The sequence below is a fragment of the Rhizobium sp. ZPR4 genome, from assembly GCF_040215725.1.
In the GTDB taxonomy this organism is placed as follows: domain Bacteria; phylum Pseudomonadota; class Alphaproteobacteria; order Rhizobiales; family Rhizobiaceae; genus Rhizobium; species Rhizobium rhizogenes_D.
Genome location: NZ_CP157967.1, coordinates 727,281 through 752,380 on the forward strand (window position 1 = coordinate 727,281; position 25,100 = coordinate 752,380).

Sequence of the window (25,100 nt, forward strand, 5' to 3'; positions counted from 1 at the left end):
CCGTTGCGGCTAGGCGTCCTGATGATCGCGATCGAAGATCTTGCGCACGATGTAGTTCGGCGAGAGATCGTCGCGATAGTAGATGCGGGCGATCATCTCGGCGAGAATGCCTGTCGTAATCATCTGCACCGACGACAGGAGCAGCACGACGCCGACCATCAGCAGCGGACGGCTGCCGATATCGTCGCCGAAGATGAACTTGTCGATGAAGAGCCAGAGCAGGATGATGCCGGCAAGCGCACCGAGGCCGAGGCCGAGCGAGCCGAAGAAATGCCCCGGCCGCGCTTTGTAGCGCATGAAGAACATCACCGACAGCAGATCGAGAATGACGCGGAAGGTTCGGGAAATCCCGTATTTCGAGGTGCCGTGCTGGCGCGCATGATGGGTGACGGGTACTTCGCCGATGCGCGAGCTCGGCACGACGCCGGCGACCCAGGCGGGGATGAAGCGGTGCATCTCGCCCATCAGCTTGACCTGCTTGATGATCGAGGAGCGATAGATCTTCAGGCTGCAGCCATAATCATGCAGCTTGACGCCGGTGATACGGCCGATCAGGTAATTGGCGCACCAGGAGGGGATCTTGCGCAGGAGAAGACCGTCCTGACGGTTCTTGCGCCAGCCGACGAGCAGGTCGAGCTGCCGCCGCTCCAGTTCCTCGACCATGGAAGGAATATCCTTCGGGTCGTTCTGCAGATCGCCGTCCATGGTGGCGATCAGGCGGCCGTTTGCCGCATCGATGCCGGCCTGCATGGCTGCGGTCTGCCCGAAATTGCGTTGCAGCTCGACGATGCGGAGCGTCAGCCCTTCTTGCGAAAGCGAGCGTCGGGCATTGACGAGCGTCGCGTCCGTGCTGCCGTCGTCGACCAGGATCAGCTCCCATGATTTCGTAAAGCTCGCCATGGCGGAACAGATGCGCTCGATGAGCGGTCCGACGCTTTCTTCCTCGTTGAAGACGGGCACGACCAGCGAAAGCTCAAGGGGGCTTGCCGGATCGGCCTGGGGGAGGGTCGACTCTGCCGTTGTCTGCAACACTTCTTTCTCCTAAAAGACCGGCAGTATCTGCCGGACGAAACGAGCGAGAAGTCCGGTTTCAGCCTTCCGCTCGCATTTGGGTGCCCTAACTACATGAAGACTCCGACGGTTGCCAGCCGACAGAATTGGTTTATTCGCAACCGAATGACGCTGCTGACGCTTGCCGTCGTCGTGGCCTACGCCGCGTTCATCGAATGGTTCTGGGGCTGGAGTTCGATCCTGGCGCAATGGGGCAAGGTCGGCGCCTTGCCAATCCTTCTCGCCCTGGCGCTTCTGACCGGCACCTATTTCCTGCGCACCTGGCGCATCTACGATTACTTCCCGAAGGAAACGTCAGGCCATTTCGCAGCGCTCTTCCGCGTGACGCAGGTCCATAATCTGCTGAATATAATGATGCCGTTCCGCACGGGCGAGACCAGCTTTCCGGTGTTGATGCGCTCGGAGTTCGGCATTCCGCTGGCCCGGGGCACCTCGGCGCTGTTCGTCATGCGGCTGCTGGATCTTCACGCACTGCTGGCCGCCGCCGGTATCGGCCTTGCGCTTGCCTCGCCCTATCATCTCCTGGCCTGGGTCGTATGGGCGGTTTTTCTGCTGCTGCCGGTCGCCGGCTTTGCCTCCCGCCGGCCGCTGATCCGCCTTGCCGCCCGCATCCTGCCGAAGAAGGCGCAAGGGCTGGTGCATGAGCTGGAACGCGGCCTGCCGGTCGATATCGGCGCCTTTGGCCGCGCCTGGCTGACGACCATCGTCAACTGGCTGGTCAAGGTCGTGGTGCTCGCCTGGGCGCTCGGCCTGATGAACGTCACGCCGCTTTCGGCAAGCTTCGGCGGCGCGCTTGGCGGTGAATTATCATCAGTCCTGCCTGTGCATGCGCCGGGTGGCGTCGGTACCTATCCGGCCGGCATCACCGCCGGCGCCATGGCCTTCGGTGCTTCGAGCGCCAAGGAGGTAATCGAAAACCTCGCTCAGGCCAGCATCAATGCTCACCTCCTGATCGTGGTGTCGGCGCTGACGGGAACCGCGATCGGGTTGCTGGTCTCGCGCAAGCGCGTCTGATCCGGCTATTATCGAGCCGCCTCGTCAAGTTCGGCCAATCGCCTGCGCAGAAAAGCCTGCTCCGGCGCCTGCTGGCATAGCGAAAGCGCCGTTTGGTAGGATTGCCGCGCCTCGTCCGTCCGGCCAAGTTGGCGCAGGAAATCCGCTTTCGCCGCGTGGGTGAGGTGATACCGCGCCATACGCTCTTCCCGCAGCAACCCGTCGACAATGGACAATGCTGCCGCTGGCCCGTCGCGCATCGAGATAGCCACCGCGCGATTGAGTTCGATCACCGGGGAGGGGTTTGCCAATAGCAGCAGGTCGTAGAGCATTACCAGTTGGCGCCAGTCGGTATCATCGGTGGTCACGGCGCGGGCATGTTCCGCTGCGATCGCGGCCTGCAGGGCATAGCTGCCGACGCTTTCCGCCGCCATAGCTCTTGCCGACAGCGTCAGACCTTCGCGGATCTGACTGCGATCCCAAAGTGCGCGATCCTGATCGACAAGCAGCACGAGAGCGCCGGATGCGTCGGTGCGGGCAAGCCGCCGTGAATCCTGCAGCAGCATGATTGCAAGCAACCCCTCGACTTCCGAATCCGGCAATAGCTGCAGCAAAAGCCTGCCAAGCCGAATGGCCTCCGCCGCAAGATCGGCGCGCACGATCGCCGCGCCTGATGATGCCGAATAGCCCTCGTTGAAGACGAGGTAGATGACATGCAGCACCTGCGCCAGCCGCGCCGGCAGTTCCGTCTTGCTGGGGACCTCATAGGGAATATGGTCGGCGCGAATGCGGTTCTTGGCACGGACGATGCGCTGGGCCACGGTCGGCGCCGGGATCAGGAAGGCATGGGCGATCTCTTCCGTCGTCAGCCCGCAGACCTCGCGCAGGGCCATCGCCATCCGCGCCTCGGCTGGTATAAGCGGGTGGCAGCAAGTGAAGATCAGCCGCAGCATGTCGTCCTCGATCTCTTCGCCTTCCGATGTCTCCATTGTTTCGCCCTCCGGATAGAGGCTGTCGGCGATGTCGGCCTGGGCAGCGTCGAAGCGCGTTCGCCGGCGGATATGATCGATAGCGCGAAAGCGTCCGGCGGAGACGAGCCAGGCATAGGGATTGGCCGGGATCGTCTCGTCAGTCCATTGCTGCGCCGCCGCCGCGAAAGCGTCGTGGAGCGCTTCTTCCGCCCGGTCGAAATCACCGAGCAGACGGATTAGCGTTGCCAGCACGCGGCGCGAGTGGCTGCGATAGATGCCTTCGATGGTCTGGTTCAGCGACACGAGCGTCACCTATTCTCCGCGAGATCTCCGTGAAGCGTCAGGACGCGCACCGGGCGGATCTCGACGGCGCCATAGCGCGCCGAGGGAATGCGCTTGGCGATCTCCGTTGCTCCCTCAAGATCGGGGGCCTCGAGCAGATAGAAGCCGGCCAGATGCTCCTTCGTCTCCACGAATGGTCCGTCCGTCACCGAAAACCCTTTGCTGTCCGGGCGGATGACGATCGATTTGTCCCGAAGCGCCAGCGCTTCCGACACGATCATGGTGCCGTCCTGCCGCAAGCCCTCGTCGAAGACGAAGTGCTCGCCGATCAGGTGGTTCATCTCGTTCGGCGTCAATCGTCCGTCGACATCGACGGATGTGTAGATCAAACATAGAAACCGCATATATTTTCCTTTCTCAGTCATTCGTTCGGAAAGCGGATGTCGAAGGCGCCACGAACCTCGATCATGCCATAGCGAGCGACGGGGAAGGTGGCGGCAATGCGGATCGCTTCCCCCATGTCACGGGCCTCGATCAGCACGAAGCCGCCGAGATGCTCCTTGATCTCCGCGAAGGGACCGTCGGTAACGGCGGTTTCGCCCCGGCGCACCCGGACGGTTTTTGCCGTCTGAGGCTCGCGCAGAGCGTTGGCGACGATGAGATGGCCGCTGTCGCGCAGCCGGTTGTCGTTGTCGATCGAATCCTGCGTCAGCTTTCGCCCTTCCTCTTCGGAAATCTTGGCGATTTCTGCGCTCTCGAACCACACTTGGCAAAGGAACTTCATCGTCGCCTCCTCAAACGTCCGGGCCGAAGGAATAGATCGGTCGCACCTCGATGGCGCCGAGTTTGGCGAGCGGGATGCCGGCGGCAATCCGGATCGCATCGTTCAGGTCCTTCGCCTCGATCAGGATGAAACCGCCAAGATACTCCTTGGTTTCGATGAAAGGCCCATCCGTTACCGAGGTCTCGCCATTGCGGACCCGCACCGTCACCGCCGACCTTGGCGATTGCAGCGCTTCGGCATGGATCATGTTGCCGCTCGCCATCAGATCGCGGTCGTAGCCGAGCGAATCCGAATCGAGCTTGTGCTTTTCCTCTTTGGTCATGACGTCGAGCGTCGTGCCATCGAACCAAACCTGGCAGAGATATTTCATCGCAGCGCCTCCTTTTCAACTTGCTGACGGCCATAGACGAGCGGCCGCCAAGCAAATCGACATCCCGATCCGCAGCATGACAAAAATTTTCGGCGCTGTCGAAAAAGCTCGAGCCCGGTCGACCAGTTCCGTCAACACCACAAGGAGAGACGGAAATGTACAGTCTGGAAGCCGCAATCGTTCATTATTGGCAACGGAAGACACTGTCGGAAGAAGAACTGCTCGACGCAGGGGATGTCGGAAGGGTCGTTTTCCGCACATGGCTCGGATTTGCGGGTTTTGCGCTGCTGATCCTGTGCCTGAGCTGGGCCGGCGAGCCCTCGGGTCATCAGCAATTGACGGCGAGCCAAAACGCAGACCGCCTTATGCCGATATCCGAGAACTAGGAAATAGACGCTCGCGTTAAAAGCGTTCCACAAAATCCGAGATGGCATCATAAAATCTGGATGTTTGATCGGCCGGTGCATTGTTTTCCGGCCAAATCGCGATCAGCGCCTCAAGATTTGTCTTGATCGCATGGAAGGTGTCCAAAGCCTCCCGCTCACTGCCGATGAAAACAGTATGAACCATGTTGCCGTAAAGGCCGCAGGTAATGGCAAACGGCACACGATCACACCTCTCAAGTGTGACGCGTGCGCCGTCACTATGTTCTTCGTCCAAAAGAATAATGCCGCTTTCTGAACCCTGATGACCGATTGTCGAACCGCCATCAAAGCTTACCCATGCCACGTATTTTCTCCGGTCAAATGTGATAGCTGCCTATCTATATGTTATTGGAATGCCGTTTCGAAGAAGCTGCGCAGCTTGCGCGAATGCAGCGCTTCCGGCGGCATGGCGGCCAGCTTCTGGATGGCACGGATGCCGATCTGCAGATGCTGGTTTACCTGCGTGCGATAGAAGGCCGTCGCCATACCAGGCAGTTTCAGCTCGCCATGCAGCGGCTTGTCCGAAACGCAGAGCAGCGTGCCGTAGGGAACGCGGAAGCGGAAGCCGTTGGCGGCAATCGTCGCCGATTCCATGTCGAGCGCGACAGCGCGGGCTTGCGACAGACGCTTTACCGGGCCTGCCTGATCGCGCAGTTCCCAGTTGCGATTATCGATGGTGCCGACGGTGCCCGTGCGCATGATGCGCTTCAGCTCGAAGCCTTCATAGCCGGTGATTTCGGCGACGGCCGCTTCGAGCGCCACCTGCACTTCGGCCAGCGCCGGGATCGGCACCCAGACCGGCAGGTCGTCGTCGAGAACGTGGTCCTCGCGCATATAGGCGTGGGCAAGCACATAGTCGCCAAGTCGCTGGCTGTTGCGCAAACCGGCGCAATGGCCGAGCATCAGCCAGGCATGCGGGCGGAGCACGGCGACGTGGTCGGTGATCGTCTTGGCGTTGGAAGGGCCAACGCCGATATTGATCATGGTGATCCCGGCATGTCCCTTCTTCTTCAGATGGTAGGCCGGCATCTGGGGCAGGCGCGGCGGCGTCGTGTCACCTTCGGGCTGGCTGGAACCAGCCTTGGTGATGATGTTTCCCGGTTCGACGAATTCGGTGTAGCCATCGCCGCCGCTCGCCATCAGGTCGCGCGCCCATTTGCAGAACTCGTCGATATAGAACTGATAGTTCGTGAACAGCACGAAATTCTGGAAGTGTGCCGCGCTGGTCGCCGTGTAGTGGACGAGGCGCGCCAGCGAATAGTCGATGCGCTGCGCGGTAAACGGCGCAAGCGGGGAGGGCTCGCCCGGCGGCGGGATGTATTCGCCATTGGCGATCTCGTCATCCGTCGTGTTCAGATCGGGTGTATCGAAGAGATCGCGCAGCGGAATGTCTTCGAAAACCGTGGCGGATGCTTCGACATGAGCACCTTCGCCGAAAGCAAAATGGATCGGAATGGGCGTCGTCGATTCCGATACGACCACCGGAACATTGTGGCTGCGCATCAGGAGCGTCAGCTGCTCCTTGAGATAGTGCTTGAAGAGCTGCGGGCGGGTGATGGTCGTCGTGTAGACGCCGGGGGCGGTGACATGGCCGTAGGAAAGGCGCGAGTCGACATGGCCGAAACTCGTCGTTTCGATGCTGACCTGCGGATAGAAGGCCCGGTAGCGCGCGGTGATCGGCGCGCCTTTGGCAAGCTTGGTGAAATTGTCGATCAGGAACGCCGTATTGCGCTCGTAAAGCTCCGTCAGCGCTTCGACGGCCTTGCCCGGATCATCGAAGGTCCGCGGCTGGAACGGGCTGGGAGAAGAGATGTCGAGGGGTGAAAAGGGAGAGATTCTGTTGCTCATGCGCCATTATAGAGTGTCGTTGATTACAAGCAAACGACGTTGCAAGAGGCGGCCTGGATTCTCGCAGCTATTTTTGTAGTCACTATCGAGGCCCCCGCATACCGGAGGCGGAGGCCTGTCTTTACTGTACGGTCGTGCAATACGGGGTACCGGCCTCAACGCAGGTGAAGCTTGCCCCGAAATGCGATTGTGCGCCGCTGCGTCCGGCATGTTCGACCGCAACCGAGAAGCTGAATGCAAAGATTGCGGCAAACAGCATGATAACAACAAAGCGCCGTGCGATAATCATCGAGTTCATGTTCCTGGCCCTACCCGTGCCCTATACTGGACACTGTTTTGCCATGGTCAGGCTGAACAGGTGCTGAGATACCGGTTCATCCGGCGTTCAGAAATATTACCGCTTTCGAATGCTCGCCTGCCTCTGTCCGCAAGCAAATAACAAAAGGCCTGCCGGCTGATGGCGGGCAGGTCCTATAGTTTTCATCGTGAGGGATGAGGGCCTTTTCAGAGCCTCGTCCAAGTCTGAGACTTGCAGAATACCTTCAGTACGCAGCCCTGCATCTTGATACTATTGCCGCTGATCGTGCCGGAACCGCTATAAGTCTTGTCCTCGGAGGGGTCGGTAAGCTGGCCCGTATAGCTGCCGCCCTTACCCTGCATCTTGCCGATCTGCTTGCCGGCATATTTGCCCGTCTTCAACGTCACGCAATAGCTGTCGCCGCAGGGGGCAATGGCGGCGGTATCGCCAGCAACTGTTTTCCAGTTACCGACGATCGGCTCTTCGGCAAAAGCGGCATTCGCGCTTATCAGCAATGCGATAGCAAGAACGGTGGTACGGATCATAGTGTCATTCCTCCCCCAAGGCGCCATCCGGTTCTGTAACCGGGAATGTGGTGAGATTATCTAACGCGAACGTAAAGGTAAATATGGTTTTCGGAGCGCAAATCCCCTGTTCCGTTGGACATCTGCGCCGTGCCGAAACACGGCATCCGATTGAACTGCGCTCTTTTTGTGGTGAACAAAGGGTTTAAATTCAAATCCTAACGGAAGGTTAAGCTCGCGCGAAAATCCTTAATTTGCAAGGGAAGCGATGTTTAACAAAATCCCAAGTTTACCAAGCATTTGCACTTTGTTTGCATCGAATTAATCATGCATTTTAGGCGTTTTTTGAAAGCCGTCTGCGATAGTGAAGCCATCAAACGAGCGGGGCAAACCCGCCGGCCGGAAGAACCGGAAAGCCGCGAACGACGGCAAGGTTCGGACGGAAAACAGGGCAGATACGAACAGAAGTCAAACAGGGATAATAACAATGGCACGCTTCGAAACGACGATGTCTGGAAATGCCATGATGGGTGGTAACGGCGCCGATGCCCTTTGCGAATTGGGCGTGAACTACGCGACCGGCAGGGGCTGCAATGCAGACCTCGTTGCCGCCCACAAATGGTTGAATATCGCGGCCATCCGTGGCAGCGAGCGCGCCGCCGAGCTTCGTGCCGACGTCGCCGCGACCCTGACCAAGATGCAGCTCGCTGCAGCGCTGCGCGCCGCCCGCGAGTGGATGACCACGCACTGAGGCGTGCCGCAAGCCATAAGACTTCCTGACCTCGAAAGAGGGGATGTCGGCGGCCGACGGAGAGGCGAGCCGCCGAATGATGAAAACCGCGACCGGCCGGAACAAGGCTGGCGCGGTTTCGTCGTTTTGGGCTTAACCAATCGCCTTCAGCACCTTCGGCAGCGCCTCGGCCAAGAGATCGAGATCCTGCTTGGGACCAACGCTGACGCGGATGCAGCGGTTGAGCGGCGCCACGCCTGGCATACGGATGAAGACGCCGTGCTGGATCAGCCCGTCGACGATGGCGCGGGCATAGGTGCCGTCCCGTCCACAATCGATAGCGACGAAGTTGGTGGCGGAGACGAGCGGCAAAAGCCCGTTGTCGCGGGCGATGGTGCCGATCTCCTCGCGGGCAGCCCGGATCTTGCCGACCACCTCGGCGAGATAGGCCTGATCCTTTAGCGCGGCGAGTGCTGCCACGGTGGCGAGCCGGTTCATGCCGAAATGATTGCGGATCTTGTCGAAGGTGAGCACCGTCTCGGGTGCACCGATGACATAGCCGACGCGGGCGCCGGCCAGCCCATAGGCCTTGGAGAAGGTGCGAGTGCGCAGCACGTTCGGCAGGCCGATCAGGGCGGAGATATCAGGCAGCGAGCTCGCAGGCCCGGTCTCGCTATAGGCCTCGTCGAGGATCAGCAGGCAATTTTCCGGTAGCGCGCGGGCAAAGGCAACGATCTTGCCGGCATCCCACCAGCTTCCCATCGGATTGTCGGGATTGGCGAAATAGACGAGCGGCGCGTTCTCGCGCTTCACCGCCTCGAGCAGCCCGTCGAGATCCTCGCGATCATCGACATAGGGTACGGTAGTGAGGCGGCCGCCGAAACCGGCGACGTGGAAATTGAAGGTGGGATAGCCGCCGAGCGAGGTGACGACGGGCGTGCCTGGCTCGATCACCATACGAGCAATCAGGCCGAGCAGACTGTCGATGCCTTCGCCAACGGCGATATTGGCCGGCTGTACGCCGAGATGCGCTGCAAGCGCCTGCTTCAGCTCAAAATTTTCCGGATCGTTGTACATCCAGATATCGCCAGCCCGCTCGCGCATGGCGGCAATGACGGAGGGCGCCGGCCCGAAACCGTTCTCATTGGCGCCGATACGGGCCTTGACGCTGAGCCCGCGCTGACGCTCCAGCGCCTCGGGGCCGACAAAAGGAACGGTGGAGGGCAGGGCGCTGATCAGCGGCGTGAAGCGCGAGAAGGCGGACATGCTGGCTTTGTTTCCCGAATTCAGTTGCAGGGTGCGGCAGAATAGGCGCTTGGCGAGCGGTTGCAAGAGCGGAAAGACGTTCGTCCGCACTGCGCCATTTGTGCTCATCGCAACCGATGAAGGATCATCTGTTCGATAATCCATAAAGCAGAGGAAACGCGCTTCGCCAGACGGCTGCGCGTTCCCCTTAATGCACGGTCGAAGTCGAAACGGCAGCAGCTTTTCGGCTGCCACCGGTTCCGGTTACAAACCTGCCTCAGCCATCCAGAGTTCGGCATCCGCACCGGCCGGAATTCGCAGCGGGGCGGATGGATCGGTGGCTGCCCGCCACACCGCCTTCGCTACGTCGGGAGCATAGGTCACGGGGCCGGTGTCGTCCTGCACATTCTTTATGAATTGCTGGATCAAGGGCGCATAATCCGGATCGTCCAGACCACGCAAATGTGGACGCGCATTCTCCCCAAAGCGGGTTTCCGGCGACCGGCCTGGCAAGACAATATGCACCCGCACGCCAAATGGCTCCATCTCCACCGATAAGGACTCGGTGAAGGCGTTCACCGCTGCCTTGCTCGCCCGGTAAATCCCAATCACCGGTAGAGTCTTGACCGTCACCGTGGAGGTGACGTTGATGATGACTCCGGCCCGACGTTGACGCATCTGAGGCAATATGGCCTGAACCATCGCCAATGTGCCGATCGTATTTGTCTGGAAAAGCGACTGCACCGTCTCCGGCGCAGTCAGCTCGATTGGTGAGGGCGCTCCGAAACCGGCATTGTTGACCAATACGTCTATCGGGCCGGCAACCTTCACGGCGTCCGCGATGCTTGCCGGATTGGTGACGTCGAGTGCGAGAATACGCAAGCGTTCGGAAATCGGTAGTAGCTCGGGTTTGGGCGTGCGCATTGTCGCGATGACATCCCACCCTCGTTCAAAAAACAGTTTCGCAGTCTCCAGGCCGAAGCCGGACGAGCAACCAGTAATCAATATCGTGGACATGAGCCTCTCCAAACAAAAGGAATGATGCCATGGTAGTGACCGAGAGAGAGACTTTATATATGCTACAGTCTCCATTTCTTTAGCGTTAGTCCTGATTATGACCGTTGATCCTCTTGCCGAAATCGTCACGCTGCTGCAGCCGGCCGCACGCTTTTCGAAGCTGGTGGAATGCGCCGGCGCCTGGCGAATTCATCGCGAGGCCACAAGCGAGCCATTCTACTGCGCAATCCTTGAGGGGCGTTGCCGCGTAACGTTTGGGGGACATCAGCCTTTCATCCTCCAGGCCGGTGATTTCGTGCTCGTGCCGGCCATGCGCGACCTTGTCAACGAGAGCGTCGACGCACCGGCCGGTCTGTCCGCCATGGTTCCAACGCAGTTGAGTGGCGGCCATTTCCGTGTCGGCCGCCTCGAAGGGCCGGCGGATCTGCGCATGCGCATAGGGCACTGCAGTTTCGGCGCGCCGGATGCGGCCTTGCTCGTTTCCCTCTTGCCTGATGTGGTTATCGTTCGCGACGAGCCCCGACTCGCGACGCTGATGCAATTGGTCGGCGAGGAAACGCGCGAGCGCCGGCCGGCGCGCGAACTCGTGCTGGAACGGCTGCTGGAGGTGTTGTTGATCGAGGCATTGCGATCCGGCACGGAAACAACCGTCACGTCGAGCTTGAGCCGCGGCCTTGCCGATGAACGCCTGGCTGCAGCACTTCACGCGATGCATGCGCGTCCTGCCCATCCCTGGACTGTGGCGGATCTTGCGACCGAAGCGGCCCTGTCCCGATCGGCTTTCTTCGCGCGTTTCAGCCGCGTCGTTGGCCTGCCGCCAATGGAATATCTATTGGCTTGGCGCATGGCTCTCGCAAAGCAGCTATTGCGCAGCCGCGAATTGGGGATGGATCAGGTAGCTGAACGCGTTGGCTACGGATCGGCAAGCACTTTCAGCGTTGCCTTTGCGCGATACGCGGGCATGCCGCCCGCGCGATATGCCCGCGGGGACGTGCGAAGCGATTGAGGGCGTAAAGCCGAATTTATACCTTTTGCCTTCTGCCGCGCGCAGCCATCGCTTCGGCATTGCCGATCATGAAATCGGCGCGCACGACGCGACGCAATGTTTCCGGTTCGATCAGGTTGATGAAGCGGACATGGACGCGGTTGTCGTTGCGGCTGATTTCGGCGCACGCGATGCGGTAGGCGAGGCCGAGGATGTTCAGATAGTAATGGGTCGGCAGGCCGACCGTCGTGGCGACGGTGAAGCTGGCGCCGCCGCGCGAGATGTCGGTAATCTCCGCGCTGCGCACGGAAATGCCCGTGAGACAAGGACGAACCGCCACGAGGCGCGCCGGCCTCTGAACGTAGAAGCGTTCCCAGCTCCGTTCGTAGACTTCGGATTTGACTTTCGCCAGATGGGTTGCGCGAAGCATTGTCATTCCCTGTTGAAGAACAGACCGAATTCATCTCGGTTACAGCATGAACCTTGCACGGAGATTTTGCTGAAGCGTCAATTGCATTGGTATAATTTTAACGGGTTCGTCTTTTGTGCCGATTTGGGCGCATCTTGACAGCGAGATCGGCTTCGATCATACGAAAGCTCGGTTCGAGGCACCTGCCGCTCGCGGATGAAAATCCAAGGTGAAGTCCTCGCTGTTTCTGGTCGCAGCCATTTAGGGCATGCTGACTGACGGTAATGCGAGCTCCGTTTCACGGTCGTAATTGCGTGCCTTAGCAAAGGCTGATCCTATGACGACGTATCCGTCCATAGATGAATTGAAGGCTCAGGCCCGGCGTCTGCGTCAGGCCATGGCCGAGCGCGGCGACGACATGAGCCACTCGACGGCGCTGGAACTCATCGCCAAGCAGCATGGGCTGCGCGATTGGAACACGCTGTCGGCGCTTGCGGCAAAACCGAATGACGGGCCGGATGCACCCTTCGATGTCGGGTCCGCCGTGCGCGGGCGCTATCTGAACAAGCCGTTCACCGGCAAGGTTCTTGCGATGTCGGCGAAGTCAGGCGGGCTCTACAGGATCACGATCCATTTCGACGAACCGGTCGACGTGGTGGAGTTCGAGAGCTTCTCGGCATTCCGTCAGCGCATCAACGCCCAGGTCGATGCCGACGGCATTTCGCCGCGTAAAACGTCGAACGGCATACCGCATCTCGTTCTCGACATCTGACATTCATCTTCTACCGATAGGCCGCTATCTTCGCCGATAGCGAGCGATTCCGTCTGGATACCGCCATGACACGTCATACTGAAAACAACATGTTCCTCACCGGCTGGCTGCCGGGCGTCTTCATCAAGACCGCCGCGCCGATCGTCATCATCACCACGGTCAGCGGCCTCTTTGCCGTCGTCGACGCCTATTTCCTCGGCGTCTATGTCGGCGCCGACGCGCTGTCCGCCGTCAGCCTCATCTTTCCCGCGCTGATGCTGCTGATTGCGCTGCAGACACTGGTTTCCAATGGTATGGCGAGCATTCTCGCCCGTCGCCTCGGAGCCGGAGATCGCGATGGCGCGAAGGCCGTGTTCACCGGTGCCCATACGCTGGCGATCGCCGTCGTCGTGCTCGTCAATCTTGTCTACTGGCTTGTCGCCCGGCAGTTCATCGCTGTGGCTGCGGCAGGAAACGCCGATGTCGCCCGCAGCGCCGAGGCCTTCATGGGCGTCATGGTCGCCTTCGCGCCGATCAGCTTCTTCCTGTCGATCCATCTTGACGGGCTGCGCTGCGAGGGAAAGCTCGGCTTCATGACGCTGGTGACACTTGCCTCGACGCTACTCAATATCCTGGCAAACTGGTTGCTGATGGCTGTTGCGCACTGGGGCGTGGTCGGCTCCGCCGGTGGCTCGATCCTGGCGCAATTCATCTGCCTGGCGATCGTCGTCATCTATCGCCTGCGTCGGCCTGGCGGCCTTTGGGTCGAGATGGCGCTGCATGTTCGCGAATGGCGCGGCATCTTTGCCTTCGGTGCGCCGATGAGCCTCGGCCTCATCGGCATTTCGCTAAGCTCGGCGGCGATCCTCTTCAACGTGTCGATCTGGCATCAGGGGGATTATGTCGCGACCGTCGGCGCCTATGGCATCGTCACCCGCGTGATGACCTTCGCCTATCTGCCGCTGCTCGGCTTGAGCATCGCGCTGCAGACCATTTCGGGTCACAATCACGGCGCGGCATTACCCGGCCGCGTCGGCCATAGCGTTGTCATCGCCATGATCTCGGCCCTGGTCTACTGCGCCGCAGTCGAGCTGATCGTCGAGCTGCTGGCGGGGCATCTGGGCGCGATCTTCGTGGCCGATCCCGTGATCATCGACGAAGTCGGCCGCATCCTGCCCTGGACGATCGGCGCCTATTTCCTCTTCGGCCAGGCGATCATCCTGTCGTCGTATTTCCAGTCGATCGGCGATGCGAAACGCGGCGCGATCTTCGGTCTGTCACGGTCCTATCTGTTCACCCTGCCGCTGACATTTCTGCTGCCGCTCGTCTTCGGCGAACGGGGGATCTGGATGACGCCCATCTTCGCGGAGATGGGGATGATCGTGCTCACTTGGCTGGTGCTGTCGCGCAATGCCAGGGACCGGAAATGGCGCTTCGGCCTGCTGCCCGCATGACATGGAAAAGGCCGCGCTTTCGGGCGCGGCCTTTTCGTATGAGCTTATGTCAGAGGGCACTCAGGACTTGAGCAGCCACTCATGCTCGACGGCATTGTGGAACTTCCAGATGCGCTTCGGGCCGGCCATGACGTTGAGATAGTAGAGATCATAGCCGTGGCAGGCAGCGCAGGGATGGTAACCCTTCGGCACCAGCGTCACGTCGCCGTCTTCCAGCACCATGACTTCGTCCAGCGACCGGTCGTCCGTGTAGACGCGCTGGAAGCCGAAACCCTGCGGTGGATTGAGGCGATGGTAATAGGTCTCCTCGAGGAAGCTTTCGTTCGGGAGATCGTCCTGATCGTGCTTATGCGGAGGGTAGGAAGACGTATGCCCGCCCGGCGTGATCACTTCCACTACGAGCAGCGAATGCGCTGCACCGTCGTCTTCCGGCATGATGTTGTTGACGTGACGGACATTCGTGCCCTTGCCGCGCGTAAGCGTCGGATGGGTGCCCGGCGGAATGGCGCGGGCTTCATAGGAGCCGCCGCCCGGTGCCGAGCAGACGGCCAGTTCCAGATCGGTCTCGGCGGTCACCGACCAGCTCGATCCAGAGGGAATATAGAGCGCGTGGGGCGCGCCTTCGAAGGGGCTCATGCGTCCGCCGAGCGAGCCGAAATCCTTTACGCCGGACTTTGCGCTTCCCTTGCCGCTGACCCATACGAGGCAGACTTCGCGGTCGCCGGTCTCGGCCGCAGCCGTTTCGCCCGGCTTCAGGCGGTGGAGATCGAAGCCGACATAGGTCCAGCCGGCGCTTTCGGGCGTGACATGGGTGACGCGGCCATGGGTGCCGTCAGGTTTGACCTTGAGATTGGGCATGGGTTCTTCCTCCATTGCTTGGAAAACGCCCCTCGCCATCCTTCGACGGGGCGAGGAGCGCTCATCTCTCGAGCAATTCCAGGAAAAGTGCGCAGCGGTTTTCCGTCCGGAATTGCTAGATAACAAAGAGCTAGAGCGTTTTCGCGATTCGAAGAAAAGCGGAAGCGCTCTAGCTATCCCTTGGGAAAGCCTTCGGTTTCCACGGTGTAGCCTGCCGCCGTCATGACGCGCATCAGCTCGGCATGGCCGATCTCGGCCATCTTCTGCGGCGGTGCCTTGCGCGGGTCCTGCTCGGCTTCGACCACGAACCAGCCTTCATAGCCGTAGTCGGCGAAGCGCTTTACGATGGCGCCGAAATCCAGTGAACCGTCGCCCGGCACCGTGAACGCGCCAAGCGCGACGGCATCGAGGAAGGATTGGCGGCTGCGATCCAGCCCGTCGACGACGGACTTGCGGATGTCCTTGACGTGGACGTGGTTGATGCGGGCATGGTGGTTGTCGATGGCGCGCAGCACGTCGCCGCCGGCAAAGGCGAGATGGCCGGCATCGAGCAGCAACGGAATGCCTTCGCCGGAATTGCGCATGAAGGCGTCGAGCTCCGGCTCTGTTTCGACAACGGCGGCCATGTGATGGTGATAGGAGAGCGGCATGCCCTGCGAGGCGCACCATTCGCCGAACTCGGTGACGCGGCGGGCATATGCCTTCATCTCGTCATCCGAAAGGCGCGGCTTCGTGGCGAGCGGCTTGGAGCGATCGCCCTGGATGGAGCGGCCGACTTCGCCATAGACGATGCAAGGCGCGTTGACGGCCTTGAACAGCTCGATCATCGGCGCGATGCGGTCCTTGTTGGCGGCAAGCTCCTCGTTGACGAGCGTGCCGGAGAACCAGCCGCCGCAGAGGGTCACGTCGGCGGCACGCAGGATCGGCAGCATCTCGCCCGGGTTGCTGGGGAAGCGCCGGCCCTGTTCCATGCCGGTGAAGCCCGCACCGCGCGACTGGCGCAGGCATTCTTCCAGGGATACGTCGTCGCTGAGCTCAGGAAGATCGTCGTTCCACCAGGCGATGGGCGACATGCCGAGTTTGGCCTTCATCAATGGTCTCCTTGAAAATAGTGTTGGAGGAGCGTTTCAGCTCCTCCGGAAAAGTGTCGGAAATCGATCAGCCGATGCGCTGGGAGGCACGGGCCTGTTCGTAGGCGGCGCGGGCCTTGTTGACTTCGGCGCGCGGGCTGACTTCGGGCACGACGACATCCCACCAATGACCGCCTTCGTCCGTCGTGATCAACGGGTCGGTGTCGATGACGATGACGGAACTGCGGTCGTTCTTCTTCGATGCTTCGATCGCCTGTTCGAGCTCGGCGATGGAGGAGACCTTCACGGCAATCGCGCCCATGCTTTCGGCATGCGCCCGGAAGTCGATCTCCGGCATCACTTCGAAACGCGAGTCCTTCAAGAGGTTGTTGAAGTTCGCGCCGCCGGTTGCCATCTGCAGGCGGTTGATGCAGCCATAGCCGCGGTTGTCGAGCAGCACGACGGTGATCTTCAGGCCGAGCATGACCGAGGTCGCCAGTTCGGAATTCAGCATCATGTAGGAGCCGTCGCCGACCATGACAACGACATCCTTCTCCGGCCGCGCCATCTTGACGCCAAGGCCACCGGCAATCTCGTAGCCCATGCAGGAGAAGCCATATTCCATATGATAGCTGCCGGGCGCCGTCGCCGGCCAGAGCTTGTGCAACTCGCCGGGCAGGCCGCCTGCGGCGCAAACCACGATGCTCTTCTCGCCGCCGAGCGTGCGAGTGACGGCGCCGATGACCTGGGCGTCGGAGGGCAGGGCGGCATTGGTTGTCGCCATCGCCTTGGCGGCGGCTTCCATCCAGATCTTCTTTTCCCGTGTTGCCTTTTCGGCCAGCGATGCCGGCGCGCGCCAGCCCGTCAAACCAGCGGAAAGCGCCTTCAATCCTTCGCGCGCATCCGTCACCAGTGGGTGACTATTGTGCTTGAGGGCGTCGTAGGCCGCGATATTGAGGCCGATCATCGCCAGCTTCTCGTTCTTGAACAGCGCCCAGGAGCCGGTGGTGAAATCCTGGCAACGGGTTCCCACAGCGATCACCAGATCCGTATCCTCGGCGATCGCGTTGGCCGCCGACGTGCCCGTCACGCCGACCGAACCGAGCGCCAAGGGATGCGTCTCGTCGATGGCCGACTTGCCGGCCTGCGTGACGACGACAGGGATGTCATGCGCTTCGGCGAAGGCAGTCAATTCTTTGGTCGCTTGCGAATAGAGCACGCCGCCGCCGGCGAGAATAACGGGTTTTTCGGATCGGCGGATCAATGCGATCGCGTTGGCAAGTTCGTCGGCATCCGGCTGTGGGCGGCGCTGCGCCCAGACATGTTCTTCGAAGAAGCTTTCCGGATAATCGAAGGCTTCCGCCTGCACGTCCTGACACAGCGAAAGCGTCACCGGGCCGCAATCAAGGGGATCGGTGAGCACGTGCATGGCGCGCTTCAGCGCCGAGATGATCTGCTCCGGGCGGGTGATGCGGTCGAAATAGCGGGAGACCGGGCGGAAGGCATCATTGGCGGAAACCGTGCCGTCACCGAAATCTTCGATCTGCTGCAGCACCGGATCGGGTGCGCGATTGGCGAAAACGTCGCCGGGAAGGAAAAGAACGGGGATGCGGTTGACATGTGCGACGCCGGCGGCCGTCACCATGTTGAGCGCGCCGGGGCCGATCGATGTGGTGCAGGCCATGAAGCGCTGGCGGAAGCTTGCCTTGGCATAAGCGATGGCGGCATGGGCCATGCCTTGCTCATTGTGAGCGCGGAAAGTCGGCAGCTCCTCGCGCACCTGATAGAGCGCCTCGCCAACACCGGCGACGTTGCCGTGGCCGAAGATCGCCCAGACGCCGCCGAAGATCGGCTGCTTCTGCCCGTCGATGATGGTCATCTGCTTCTTGAGGAAATGCGCGACGGCCTGTGCCATCGTCAATCGGATCGTCTTGCCCATCAGGCGCCTCCCAAATGCTCTATCTCTTGGTATCTCGCAATCCCGAACGCAAAACCGCTATGCACTTTTGCTGGAATTGCTCCAGAATTTCACAGGCCGCGGGTTTTGAGCCACGCTGCCGTCAGTTGGCGGAAACGGCCGGCCATGTCGGCAATCGCTTCCTCGTCGTTCATACCGCCCGAGAGCCACGCGCGGGCCGCATCGGAGAAGATGGTCCGCCCAACGGCGAAACCCTTGACCGAGGGGGCCGCCAGCGTCGCTTCGAAGCTGCGGATCAGTTCCTCTGCCGGCGCCTCCAGGCCGAGCAGCACGATACCGCGGCACCATGGATCATTTTTGGCGATCACGGCATCGATTTTTTTCCAGGCAGCTGTCGATTCCTGTGGTTCCAGCTTCCACCAGTCCGGCTTGATGCCGAGCGCATAAAGCTCTTCCATCGCCGTCGGGATCGTGTCGTCGGTCAGCGGACCGTTCTTGCTGGCGATGATCTCGACGAGAAGCTCGCGGCCGACCTTGCGCGCGGCTTCGAATAGTGTCCGCAGCTTCTCCTGCTGCTCCGCCTTCAAATCCTGCGGATCGTCCGGATGGTAGAAGCACAGGCACTTGATGCAATGATGGAGCGGCCATTCGACGAGCTGCGAGCCGATATCCTGGCTGAATTCGAATTTCAGCGGCTTCGATCCCGGCAGTTCGACCGGGCGTCCGATCCAGGAGAAATCCTTGGTTGCTGCGTCGAAGAAGGCGTCGCGCCCGAAGCGTTCGTCGATCAGCATGCCGTAGCCGGGGCGGCCATCGGCCACCCGTGCAGCCGCCTCGACGGCAAGCCGCTTGAAGGCGACGATCTTGTCGTGGCCAAGGCCCAGCTCATCGCAGACGCTGACGAGCTGCGAGCGATGGTCGATCGCAAGCGCCATCAGCAGCGGAATCTCGTCGCTGCGCCGGGTCGTCGCCCAGTGAATATGGTTGATCGCCTCATCCTTGCGCAATGCCCGATGCTTGCTGCCCGTCTTCAGGAAGAAGTCGAGCTCCGTCCAGGTCGGATATTCCGGCGAGCAGAGCAGGCGGGAAACGGCAAAGGCGCCGCAGGCATTCGCCCAGGTGGCGCAGGTCTTCAGCGGCTCGCCGCGCAGATAGCCGCGCAGGAAGCCCGACATGAACGCATCACCCGCGCCGAGAACGTTGAAGACTTCGATCGGGAAGCCCTGGCCGACGATGCCGGCTTCCAGATCGTCGGAGATATGGCCTTCATAGACGATGCAGCCCATGGCGCCGCGCTTCAGCACGATGATCGCGGATGAGAGGCGGCGGATTTCCTTCAAGGCACCGAGCACGTCGTCGGCGCCGGAGGCGATCATGATCTCTTCTTCGGTGCCGACGATCAGATCGCAATCCGGCAGCGTCTCCTTCATTTTGGAGGAGACGCGATCCGATTTCACATAGCGCTCGAAACCTTCGGCATGGCCGGCAAGGCCCCAGAGGTTCGGCCGGTAGTCGATGTCGAAGATCACCTTGCGGCCATTCGCCTTGGCGATGCGGATCGCCTTGCGCTGTGCCGCCTCGGTATTGGGCTTGGAAAAATGCGTGCCGGACACCAGAACGGCGCCCGAGGATTTGATGAAGTTTTCGTCGATATCGTCCTCGTTCAACGCCATGTCGGCGCAGTCGGAGCGATAGAAGATCATCGGCGAGACGCCCTCGGCCTCCACGGCCAGCAGCACCAGCGCCGTCAGGCGCTCCTTGTCCGTGGCGATGCCATCGACGGCGACGCCCTCGCGGGCCGACTGTTCGCGGATGAAGCGGCCCATCTGCTCGTCGCCGACGCGGGTAATGAGGCCGGATTTCAGGCCGAGTCGCGCCGTGCCGATGGCGATATTGGCCGGGCAGCCGCCGACCGACTTGGCGAAGGAGGCGATGTCTTCAAGCTTCGAGCCGATCTGCTGACCATAAAGGTCGACGGAGGAGCGGCCGATGGTGATCACATCGAGTTTCGTCGCCGGCTCCGCGCCAGGATTGTCGTGTGCCATGATGTCCTCCCGTCAGGGCATGACCTCTTTTGCTTTTCAGCCTGCGCCGAGATCATGCGTTATTGAAAGTGCCGGTGTTCGTTTCGTCCCGATTGCTATGGATCGGACGACCATCTCCCGCGGCCGTGATCCTGGCTATAGTGAAACATTGGTTCCGAGATTTTGTCAATTCGGAATGTTTATTCCATTTTCGTTTTATCTGCTTTTATTGCAGCTTTTCGCCGGCGCTCGGCGATGGCGACCGGAAAGGCCATGATGAGCGCCATTGAAGCCGATAGTGAACGGAAACCGGCAAAGTCTGCCTCCGCGACTTCAAACCAGTGGTCCGCGCAAGCGGTGAGCGGAGAGAAGGCCGAATCGGTAATGGCGATGACCGGCACGTTGCGCGAGGCGAGATCCTGCGCCTGCGCCAGGCTATCGGCGGCATAAGGTGAAAAGCTCGCGGCGATCGCTGCGTCCTTCTCTGTCGCGAAGCGGGTGATCTCGCCGTCGATGCCGTTTGGCGAGGCGACGATCTGATGGCGGATATTCAGCTTGGAAAAGGCGTAGCTCATATGCGCCGTCAGCGGATAGGAGCGGCGCTTGGCGATGAGGTAGATCGTCTCGGCGGCGGCAAGCACGTCGACGGCCTTGGCAAACGTGTCGGTCTCAATGGTTGCTGCAAGCTTGTTGACGGATTGGCTCGCCGCGGAGAGGAAGCCTGAGAGAATACTGGCCTCCTCATTCTCGACGCCGGAGCGTTCAAGCGTCACCAGCCGTTCCTCATAACTCAGCGTGCGATCACGGAGCCGCTCACGGAAGATGCTCTGCAGATCGGAGAAGCCTTCATAGCCGAGGTGATGGGCAAGGCGCACCAGCGTCGAAGGCTGTACCTCGGCGGCAGCGGCAATGCTGGCCGTCGTGCCGAAGGCGATCTCATCGGGATTACCGAGCGCGAAGGCGGCAACCTGGGCCAGACGCTTCGGCATGGCATTCTTGCGCTCTATGATGGTGCTGCGCAGACTTTCGAAGTCGCGTGGTACTTTGGTTTGCGTCTCGATATTGTTGTCCATGCGCCGTCCTTCAGCTCCCCCAACACCCGCAATGAAACAAATATTCCATATTTCCAACGATACCGGATTTTGAATCGTTCGGCACGAATAATTTTAAGATTATGATTTTAAACATATAAATATGGATTATTGCCCGCGGGAGGGATGTCAATGCCCTGAGCGCGCTTGTCAAAACGGTCTAAATATTCCAAAAATCACGCAACTTCGGGAGCGGATTTGAGGAGGAAGGGCAAATGAAGCCGTTGGGCGTTGGATTGATCGGCACTGGTTATATGGGCAAATGCCATGCGCTGGCATGGAATGCGGTCAAGACCGTATTCGGCGATGTCGCGCGGCCCCGCCTGGTGCATCTGGCCGAAGCCAATGCCGATCTGGCAAAGGCACGCGGCGACGAGTTCGGCTTCGAAAAGGCAACGGCTGACTGGCGCGCGCTTATCGCAGATCCCGAGGTCGACGTCGTCTCCGTCACGACCCCCAATCAGTTCCACCCGGAAATGGCGATCGCAGCTCTTGAAGCGGGCAAGCATGTCTGGTGCGAGAAGCCGATGGCGCCTGCTTATGGCGATGCAGAGCGCATGCTGACTGCGGCTAAGGCCTCCGGCAAGATTGCCATCCTCGGCTACAATTATATCCAGAACCCGGTGATGCGGCACATCAAGGCGCTGATAGCGGAGGGTGCGATCGGCGCCGTCAATCACGTCCGCGTAGAGATGGACGAGGATTTCATGGCCGATCCGAATGGCCTTTTCTACTGGAAGAGCGAGCTTGCCTCCGGCTACGGAGCTCTCGATGACTTTGCCGTGCATCCGCTTTCGCTGCTCTGGTTCCTGTTCGGTCATGTAGAGGCCGTCATCACCGATATGGTGAAGCCCTATACCGAGCGTCCGTTGAAGGATGGCGGCAGTCGCGCCGTCGAGAACCACGATCTCGCCAATGTGCTGATGCGGCTTGGCGGCGGCATTTCCGCCGTGCTGATGGCCAATCGCTCGGCCTGGGGTCGCAAGGGGCGAATCGCCCTGCAGATCTTCGGCTCCAAGGGCTCGATCTCCTATGACCAGGAGCGCATGAACGAGTTCGAACTCTATCAGGCCGAGGGCAGGGAGAGCGAACAAGGCTTCCGCAAGGTGCTGGCCGCACCCGCCCACAAGCCATATGACCGCTTCATCCCGGCGCCCGGCCACGGCCTCGGCTTCAACGATCTGAAGATCATCGAGTGCCGCGAGCTGATCCGTGCCATATCCGGCGAATCTGCGTCAGTCGTGGCTTTCAAAGACGGCCTGCGCATCGAAAAATCGGTGCACGCCATGGCACAATCCTTCCACGAGCGCCGCTGGGTCGAAATATCAAGCTAAGCGTTTGGCCTAATTTTCTCCCGATCCGGGGCGCAGGGTCAGCCATGATTGACGCTTGCGGATGCAGGCGTTACCCCTGAAGTCCATAGGCAGCCTTCCGCGCACGCGGAAGGATCGCCATAATAACAATGGAGTACGGATCGTGACGGGCAGATTGGTCATTGTCGGGGCCGGGCAGGCGGGTTTCGCGCTTGCGGCCAAGTTGCGCGGGCTGGGTGATTCGCGGCCGATCACCATCGTCGGTGCCGAGGAGAGCCTTCCCTATCAACGACCGCCTCTGACCAAGAAGTATCTGCTCGGCGAAATGACTTTCGATCGCCTGCTGTTTCGCCCGGAACATTGGTACTCGGACAATAATGTCGAGATCCGCGTGTCCACCTGGGTCGAGCAGATCGACCGCGGCGCAAAGCAGATCGTCATGCAGGATGGATCGAGACTGGACTATGAGACGCTGGCGCTGGCGACCGGCTCGACGCCGCGCCGCCTCCCGCCCTCCGTTGGCGGCGCGCTCGAAGGGGTTTATCTCGCACGAGACAAGCGCGATGCCGATCTTCTGGCCGGCGAGATGCGTCCGGGGCGCCGGGTGCTCATCATCGGTGGCGGCTATATCGGGCTCGAGGCTGCTGCCGTCGCGCGCCATCGCGGCCTTGAGGTCACGCTCATCGAGATGGGCGACCGGATATTGCAGCGTGTGGCGGCCAAGGAAACGGCCGATATTTTCAGGGCTATTCATCAAAAGCATGATGTCGTCATTCGCGAGAAGACGGGGCTGAAGCAGCTCATCGGCCGCAACGGCCATGTCGCCGCTGCCGAGCTTTCCGACGGCTCGACCATCGATGTCGATTTCGTCGTCGTCGGCATTGGCGTTGCTCCGAATGACAGGCTTGCCAAGGAAGCAGGCCTTGAGGTCGGCAACGGCATCACCGTCGATTCGTTTGCCCGCACCTCCGATCCGTCCATCTTCGCCATGGGCGATTGCGTGGAATTGCCATGGGAGGGCGGCCGCATCCGGCTCGAATCCGTGCAGAACGCAGTCGACCAGGCGGAAGCCGCGGCAGGAATCATAGCCGGCAACGAAAAAGCCTATGATCCGAAGCCGTGGTTCTGGTCGGATCAATATGACGTAAAGCTGCAGATCGCCGGTTTCAATCTCGGCTATGACGAGACCTTGTTGCGTCCAGGCGCCCGCGAGGGCGCGGCTTCCATCTGGTATTTCAAGCAGGGCCGATTCGTTGCCGTCGACGCCATCAACGACGCAAAGGCTTATGTAACGGGCAAAAAGCTCCTGGAAACCGGCTCCAATCCATCCAGGGCGATCCTTGCCGATCCCGCTGCCGATTTGAAGCAGCTGTTGGCCTGATATGAATCTTCTCGTCGGCTTGACCATGCTTCGGCCGGCAATCGCCTGTTGCTGAATCATGGAAAGAAGGTACGCAAAGGCGAAAAAGCGCTTGCGTCGATAAATGAATGGCCCTATCAGGGCCGCACCGGAGAGGTGGCCGAGTGGTCGAAGGCGCTCCCCTGCTAAGGGAGTATACCAGAAATGGTATCGTGGGTTCGAATCCCATCTTCTCCGCCATTTTGGCTCAATTGTCCTCATCTGCAGATGGTAGGTGAATTCGGAGCTGACAAATCCCAACGCAAGATTCTATCGGGAATTCCGGCCTGCAAAGCCTTCGTAGCGCTTCAGATATGCTATGAGCGCGCGCAGCTTGGGAGCCATGTTCCGTCGATTGGGATAGTAGAGGTAGAACCCCGGGAAATAGGGGCAATATTTCTCCAGGATCGGCATTAGCTCGTTCCTGTCGATGAAGGGGCGAAAGCTTTCTTCCATCCCGAATGTGATTCCCGCTCCGGCGACGGCCAGCTCGATCATCACGCCCATGTCATTCGTCGTCACCTCCGGCGCGACCTCCACCCGGAATTCCTTGCCCTCTTCCGTAAACTCCCAGCGATAGGGAACTGCCTTCGGTGAGGGACGCCAGCCTATGCATCGATGCACGGAGAGCTCTTTCGGATGCATGGGAATGCCGAATCGGTCTCGATAGGCCGGGGAACATACGGCCAATTGCCGCTCGTCGCCGGCGACGGGTACGGCAATCATGTCCTGCTCGATGACTTCGCCAAGCCGGACGCCGGCGTCATAGCCTTCCGATACAATATCGAATTCCTCGTCGGTGACGGTGATATCGAGCTGGATCTCGGGGTTGGCGGCCGCAAAGCCCGCGAGAAAGTCGCCGGAGAGAAATCGTTCCGCGATCGAGGAAACTGCGAGCCGCAACTGTCCGCGGGGCCGCGTCCGCAATCTGTCCGTCTTTTCCATCGCGGTGCGTATGTCCGATACCGCCGGCTCCACGTCCGCATAAAGCCGTTCGCCGGCTTCCGTCAGGCTGACGCTGCGGGTCGTGCGCTGCAGCAGCGCGATGCCCATGCTTTCCTCCAATCGCCGGATTGTCTGGCTGACCGCCGAGCGGGTGACGCCCAGCCTGTCGGCGGCGGCGCGAAAATTGCGCTCCTGGGCGACGAGAATGAAGACGGTGAGAGCATTGAGATCAGGCCACATTGGTAACTATTACTTTCCAAGCTGTCACTGAATGGGTGTCTTATCACGACAATGAAGCTCTGTATCCTCCTTGCAGCCGGTTCCA

The 25,100-nt window shown here is 60.5% G+C and carries 26 protein-coding genes and 1 tRNA gene; 9 read left to right on the top strand and 18 right to left on the bottom strand.

Annotated elements, in window-relative coordinates; all coding sequences use genetic code 11:
* Positions 1-9 precede the first annotated feature (9 nt).
* Entirely contained in the window at positions 10-1,029 is a 1,020-nt protein-coding gene (locus ABOK31_RS03545) for a glycosyltransferase family 2 protein (protein WP_174174975.1), read from the bottom strand.
* Positions 1,030-1,125: 96 nt separating this feature from the next.
* Here ABOK31_RS03545 and ABOK31_RS03550 point away from each other — a divergent pair, with 96 nt between their 5' ends.
* Positions 1,126-2,085 carry a lysylphosphatidylglycerol synthase domain-containing protein gene (locus ABOK31_RS03550; RefSeq protein ID WP_349957798.1) on the top strand — a complete coding sequence of 320 codons (960 nt, stop codon included), beginning with the start codon at positions 1,126-1,128 and terminating at the stop codon, positions 2,083-2,085.
* Between the two features lie 8 nt (positions 2,086-2,093).
* Here the strand turns inward: ABOK31_RS03550 and ABOK31_RS03555 are convergent, their stop codons facing one another.
* From ABOK31_RS03555 to ABOK31_RS03570, 4 genes are read right to left on the bottom strand one after another with little or no spacing between them, the layout of a single operon-like run.
* Positions 2,094-3,332 carry an RNA polymerase sigma factor gene (locus ABOK31_RS03555; protein ID WP_349958843.1) on the bottom strand — a complete coding sequence of 413 codons (1,239 nt, stop codon included), beginning with the start codon at positions 3,330-3,332 and terminating at the stop codon, positions 2,094-2,096.
* A gap of 11 nt (positions 3,333-3,343) precedes the next feature.
* Complete coding sequence (locus ABOK31_RS03560) at positions 3,344-3,721, bottom strand: YciI family protein (RefSeq protein ID WP_174174042.1); 378 nt, start codon at positions 3,719-3,721, stop codon at positions 3,344-3,346.
* Positions 3,722-3,738: 17 nt separating this feature from the next.
* A complete protein-coding gene (locus ABOK31_RS03565; RefSeq protein ID WP_174174043.1) occupies positions 3,739-4,101 on the bottom strand; it encodes a YciI family protein in 363 nt (120 codons plus the stop codon).
* 10 nt (positions 4,102-4,111) lie between these two features.
* Positions 4,112-4,471, bottom strand: a complete 360-nt coding sequence (locus tag ABOK31_RS03570; RefSeq protein WP_174174044.1) for a YciI family protein — start codon at positions 4,469-4,471, stop codon at positions 4,112-4,114.
* A 155-nt stretch (positions 4,472-4,626) separates the two neighbouring features.
* Here ABOK31_RS03570 and ABOK31_RS03575 point away from each other — a divergent pair, with 155 nt between their 5' ends.
* A complete protein-coding gene (locus tag ABOK31_RS03575) occupies positions 4,627-4,857 on the top strand; it encodes a hypothetical protein (protein WP_174174045.1) in 231 nt (76 codons plus the stop codon).
* 16 nt (positions 4,858-4,873) lie between these two features.
* Here the strand turns inward: ABOK31_RS03575 and ABOK31_RS03580 are convergent, their stop codons facing one another.
* From ABOK31_RS03580 to ABOK31_RS03595, 4 genes are all read right to left on the bottom strand, one after another.
* Positions 4,874-5,200, bottom strand: coding sequence for a hypothetical protein (locus ABOK31_RS03580; RefSeq protein ID WP_174174046.1), 327 nt, complete (start codon positions 5,198-5,200; stop codon positions 4,874-4,876).
* 41 nt (positions 5,201-5,241) lie between these two features.
* Positions 5,242-6,744 carry an AMP nucleosidase gene (locus tag ABOK31_RS03585; protein ID WP_174174047.1) on the bottom strand — a complete coding sequence of 501 codons (1,503 nt, stop codon included), beginning with the start codon at positions 6,742-6,744 and terminating at the stop codon, positions 5,242-5,244.
* 121 nt (positions 6,745-6,865) lie between these two features.
* Positions 6,866-7,042, bottom strand: a complete 177-nt coding sequence (locus ABOK31_RS03590; protein WP_174174048.1) for a hypothetical protein — start codon at positions 7,040-7,042, stop codon at positions 6,866-6,868.
* Between the two features lie 206 nt (positions 7,043-7,248).
* Complete coding sequence (locus ABOK31_RS03595; protein ID WP_174174049.1) at positions 7,249-7,587, bottom strand: DUF2147 domain-containing protein; 339 nt, start codon at positions 7,585-7,587, stop codon at positions 7,249-7,251.
* Positions 7,588-8,053: 466 nt separating this feature from the next.
* Here ABOK31_RS03595 and ABOK31_RS03600 point away from each other — a divergent pair, with 466 nt between their 5' ends.
* Positions 8,054-8,317: a sel1 repeat family protein gene (locus ABOK31_RS03600; RefSeq protein ID WP_174174050.1), complete on the top strand. Its 264-nt coding sequence runs from the start codon at positions 8,054-8,056 to the stop codon at positions 8,315-8,317.
* A gap of 132 nt (positions 8,318-8,449) precedes the next feature.
* Here ABOK31_RS03600 and ABOK31_RS03605 read toward each other — a convergent pair whose 3' ends face one another.
* Together ABOK31_RS03605 and ABOK31_RS03610 are read right to left on the bottom strand one after the other, a co-directional pair.
* The gene (locus ABOK31_RS03605) at positions 8,450-9,562 is read right to left on the bottom strand and encodes a pyridoxal phosphate-dependent aminotransferase (protein ID WP_349957799.1); all 1,113 of its coding nucleotides are present in this window, start codon (positions 9,560-9,562) and stop codon (positions 8,450-8,452) included.
* Between the two features lie 243 nt (positions 9,563-9,805).
* Entirely contained in the window at positions 9,806-10,558 is a 753-nt protein-coding gene (locus ABOK31_RS03610) for an SDR family oxidoreductase (RefSeq protein ID WP_349957800.1), read from the bottom strand.
* Between the two features lie 97 nt (positions 10,559-10,655).
* On the opposite strand from ABOK31_RS03610, the gene ABOK31_RS03615 reads away from it, so the two are divergent.
* The gene (locus ABOK31_RS03615) at positions 10,656-11,564 is read left to right on the top strand and encodes an AraC family transcriptional regulator (RefSeq protein ID WP_349957801.1); all 909 of its coding nucleotides are present in this window, start codon (positions 10,656-10,658) and stop codon (positions 11,562-11,564) included.
* Positions 11,565-11,580: 16 nt separating this feature from the next.
* On the opposite strand, the gene ABOK31_RS03620 is transcribed toward ABOK31_RS03615, so the two are convergent.
* Positions 11,581-11,979, bottom strand: a complete 399-nt coding sequence (locus ABOK31_RS03620) for a pilus assembly protein PilZ (RefSeq protein ID WP_075852093.1) — start codon at positions 11,977-11,979, stop codon at positions 11,581-11,583.
* A 310-nt stretch (positions 11,980-12,289) separates the two neighbouring features.
* Between ABOK31_RS03620 and ABOK31_RS03625 the strand changes: the two genes are divergently transcribed.
* Positions 12,290-12,724: a glyoxalase superfamily protein gene (locus ABOK31_RS03625; protein ID WP_174174054.1), complete on the top strand. Its 435-nt coding sequence runs from the start codon at positions 12,290-12,292 to the stop codon at positions 12,722-12,724.
* A gap of 65 nt (positions 12,725-12,789) precedes the next feature.
* A complete protein-coding gene (locus ABOK31_RS03630; RefSeq protein WP_349957802.1) occupies positions 12,790-14,157 on the top strand; it encodes an MATE family efflux transporter in 1,368 nt (455 codons plus the stop codon).
* A gap of 60 nt (positions 14,158-14,217) precedes the next feature.
* Here the strand turns inward: ABOK31_RS03630 and iolB are convergent, their stop codons facing one another.
* The 5 genes from iolB to ABOK31_RS03655 all read right to left on the bottom strand — a co-directional run bounded on the left by iolB (position 14,218) and on the right by ABOK31_RS03655 (position 21,100).
* Positions 14,218-15,015: a 5-deoxy-glucuronate isomerase gene (gene iolB / locus ABOK31_RS03635; RefSeq protein ID WP_349957803.1), complete on the bottom strand. Its 798-nt coding sequence runs from the start codon at positions 15,013-15,015 to the stop codon at positions 14,218-14,220.
* 173 nt (positions 15,016-15,188) lie between these two features.
* On the bottom strand, positions 15,189-16,106 hold the full coding sequence (gene iolE, locus ABOK31_RS03640; protein ID WP_349957804.1) for a myo-inosose-2 dehydratase: 918 nt from the start codon (positions 16,104-16,106) through the stop codon (positions 15,189-15,191).
* A 67-nt stretch (positions 16,107-16,173) separates the two neighbouring features.
* Complete coding sequence (gene iolD / locus ABOK31_RS03645) at positions 16,174-18,024, bottom strand: 3D-(3,5/4)-trihydroxycyclohexane-1,2-dione acylhydrolase (decyclizing) (RefSeq protein ID WP_349957805.1); 1,851 nt, start codon at positions 18,022-18,024, stop codon at positions 16,174-16,176.
* An 89-nt stretch (positions 18,025-18,113) separates the two neighbouring features.
* A complete protein-coding gene (iolC, locus tag ABOK31_RS03650; protein ID WP_174174059.1) occupies positions 18,114-20,048 on the bottom strand; it encodes a 5-dehydro-2-deoxygluconokinase in 1,935 nt (644 codons plus the stop codon).
* A 179-nt stretch (positions 20,049-20,227) separates the two neighbouring features.
* Entirely contained in the window at positions 20,228-21,100 is an 873-nt protein-coding gene (locus tag ABOK31_RS03655) for a MurR/RpiR family transcriptional regulator (protein WP_174174060.1), read from the bottom strand.
* A gap of 233 nt (positions 21,101-21,333) precedes the next feature.
* On the opposite strand from ABOK31_RS03655, the gene ABOK31_RS03660 reads away from it, so the two are divergent.
* The 3 genes from ABOK31_RS03660 (at position 21,334) to ABOK31_RS03670 (ending at position 24,031) form a co-directional block, all read left to right on the top strand.
* Positions 21,334-22,452, top strand: a complete 1,119-nt coding sequence (locus tag ABOK31_RS03660) for a Gfo/Idh/MocA family oxidoreductase (protein WP_349957806.1) — start codon at positions 21,334-21,336, stop codon at positions 22,450-22,452.
* A 142-nt stretch (positions 22,453-22,594) separates the two neighbouring features.
* Entirely contained in the window at positions 22,595-23,812 is a 1,218-nt protein-coding gene (locus ABOK31_RS03665) for an FAD-dependent oxidoreductase (protein ID WP_349957807.1), read from the top strand.
* Between the two features lie 129 nt (positions 23,813-23,941).
* Positions 23,942-24,031, top strand: a tRNA-Ser gene (locus ABOK31_RS03670).
* Between the two features lie 69 nt (positions 24,032-24,100).
* Here ABOK31_RS03670 and ABOK31_RS03675 read toward each other — a convergent pair.
* Entirely contained in the window at positions 24,101-25,015 is a 915-nt protein-coding gene (locus ABOK31_RS03675; protein WP_349957808.1) for a LysR substrate-binding domain-containing protein, read from the bottom strand.
* Between the last annotated feature and the right edge of the window lie 85 nt (positions 25,016-25,100).

What these genes read in the sequence shown, in the direction of transcription:
- ABOK31_RS03550 (WP_349957798.1), top strand. Translation starts at nt 1,126, where the DNA reads ATGAAGACTCCGACGGTTGCCAGCCGACAGAATTGGTTTATTCGCAAC.
- ABOK31_RS03560 (WP_174174042.1), bottom strand. Translation starts at nt 3,721, where the DNA reads ATGCGGTTTCTATGTTTGATCTACACATCCGTCGATGTCGACGGACGA.
- ABOK31_RS03565 (WP_174174043.1), bottom strand. Translation starts at nt 4,101, where the DNA reads ATGAAGTTCCTTTGCCAAGTGTGGTTCGAGAGCGCAGAAATCGCCAAG.
- ABOK31_RS03570 (WP_174174044.1), bottom strand. Translation starts at nt 4,471, where the DNA reads ATGAAATATCTCTGCCAGGTTTGGTTCGATGGCACGACGCTCGACGTC.
- ABOK31_RS03575 (WP_174174045.1), top strand. Translation starts at nt 4,627, where the DNA reads ATGTACAGTCTGGAAGCCGCAATCGTTCATTATTGGCAACGGAAGACA.
- ABOK31_RS03585 (WP_174174047.1), bottom strand. Translation starts at nt 6,744, where the DNA reads ATGAGCAACAGAATCTCTCCCTTTTCACCCCTCGACATCTCTTCTCCC.
- ABOK31_RS03590 (WP_174174048.1), bottom strand. Translation starts at nt 7,042, where the DNA reads ATGAACTCGATGATTATCGCACGGCGCTTTGTTGTTATCATGCTGTTT.
- ABOK31_RS03595 (WP_174174049.1), bottom strand. Translation starts at nt 7,587, where the DNA reads ATGATCCGTACCACCGTTCTTGCTATCGCATTGCTGATAAGCGCGAAT.
- ABOK31_RS03600 (WP_174174050.1), top strand. Translation starts at nt 8,054, where the DNA reads ATGGCACGCTTCGAAACGACGATGTCTGGAAATGCCATGATGGGTGGT.
- ABOK31_RS03605 (WP_349957799.1), bottom strand. Translation starts at nt 9,562, where the DNA reads ATGTCCGCCTTCTCGCGCTTCACGCCGCTGATCAGCGCCCTGCCCTCC.
- ABOK31_RS03610 (WP_349957800.1), bottom strand. Translation starts at nt 10,558, where the DNA reads ATGTCCACGATATTGATTACTGGTTGCTCGTCCGGCTTCGGCCTGGAG.
- ABOK31_RS03615 (WP_349957801.1), top strand. Translation starts at nt 10,656, where the DNA reads ATGACCGTTGATCCTCTTGCCGAAATCGTCACGCTGCTGCAGCCGGCC.
- ABOK31_RS03620 (WP_075852093.1), bottom strand. Translation starts at nt 11,979, where the DNA reads ATGACAATGCTTCGCGCAACCCATCTGGCGAAAGTCAAATCCGAAGTC.
- ABOK31_RS03625 (WP_174174054.1), top strand. Translation starts at nt 12,290, where the DNA reads ATGACGACGTATCCGTCCATAGATGAATTGAAGGCTCAGGCCCGGCGT.
- ABOK31_RS03630 (WP_349957802.1), top strand. Translation starts at nt 12,790, where the DNA reads ATGACACGTCATACTGAAAACAACATGTTCCTCACCGGCTGGCTGCCG.
- iolB (WP_349957803.1), bottom strand. Translation starts at nt 15,015, where the DNA reads ATGCCCAATCTCAAGGTCAAACCTGACGGCACCCATGGCCGCGTCACC.
- iolE (WP_349957804.1), bottom strand. Translation starts at nt 16,106, where the DNA reads ATGAAGGCCAAACTCGGCATGTCGCCCATCGCCTGGTGGAACGACGAT.
- iolD (WP_349957805.1), bottom strand. Translation starts at nt 18,024, where the DNA reads ATGGGCAAGACGATCCGATTGACGATGGCACAGGCCGTCGCGCATTTC.
- iolC (WP_174174059.1), bottom strand. Translation starts at nt 20,048, where the DNA reads ATGGCACACGACAATCCTGGCGCGGAGCCGGCGACGAAACTCGATGTG.
- ABOK31_RS03655 (WP_174174060.1), bottom strand. Translation starts at nt 21,100, where the DNA reads ATGGACAACAATATCGAGACGCAAACCAAAGTACCACGCGACTTCGAA.
- ABOK31_RS03660 (WP_349957806.1), top strand. Translation starts at nt 21,334, where the DNA reads ATGAAGCCGTTGGGCGTTGGATTGATCGGCACTGGTTATATGGGCAAA.
- ABOK31_RS03675 (WP_349957808.1), bottom strand. Translation starts at nt 25,015, where the DNA reads ATGTGGCCTGATCTCAATGCTCTCACCGTCTTCATTCTCGTCGCCCAG.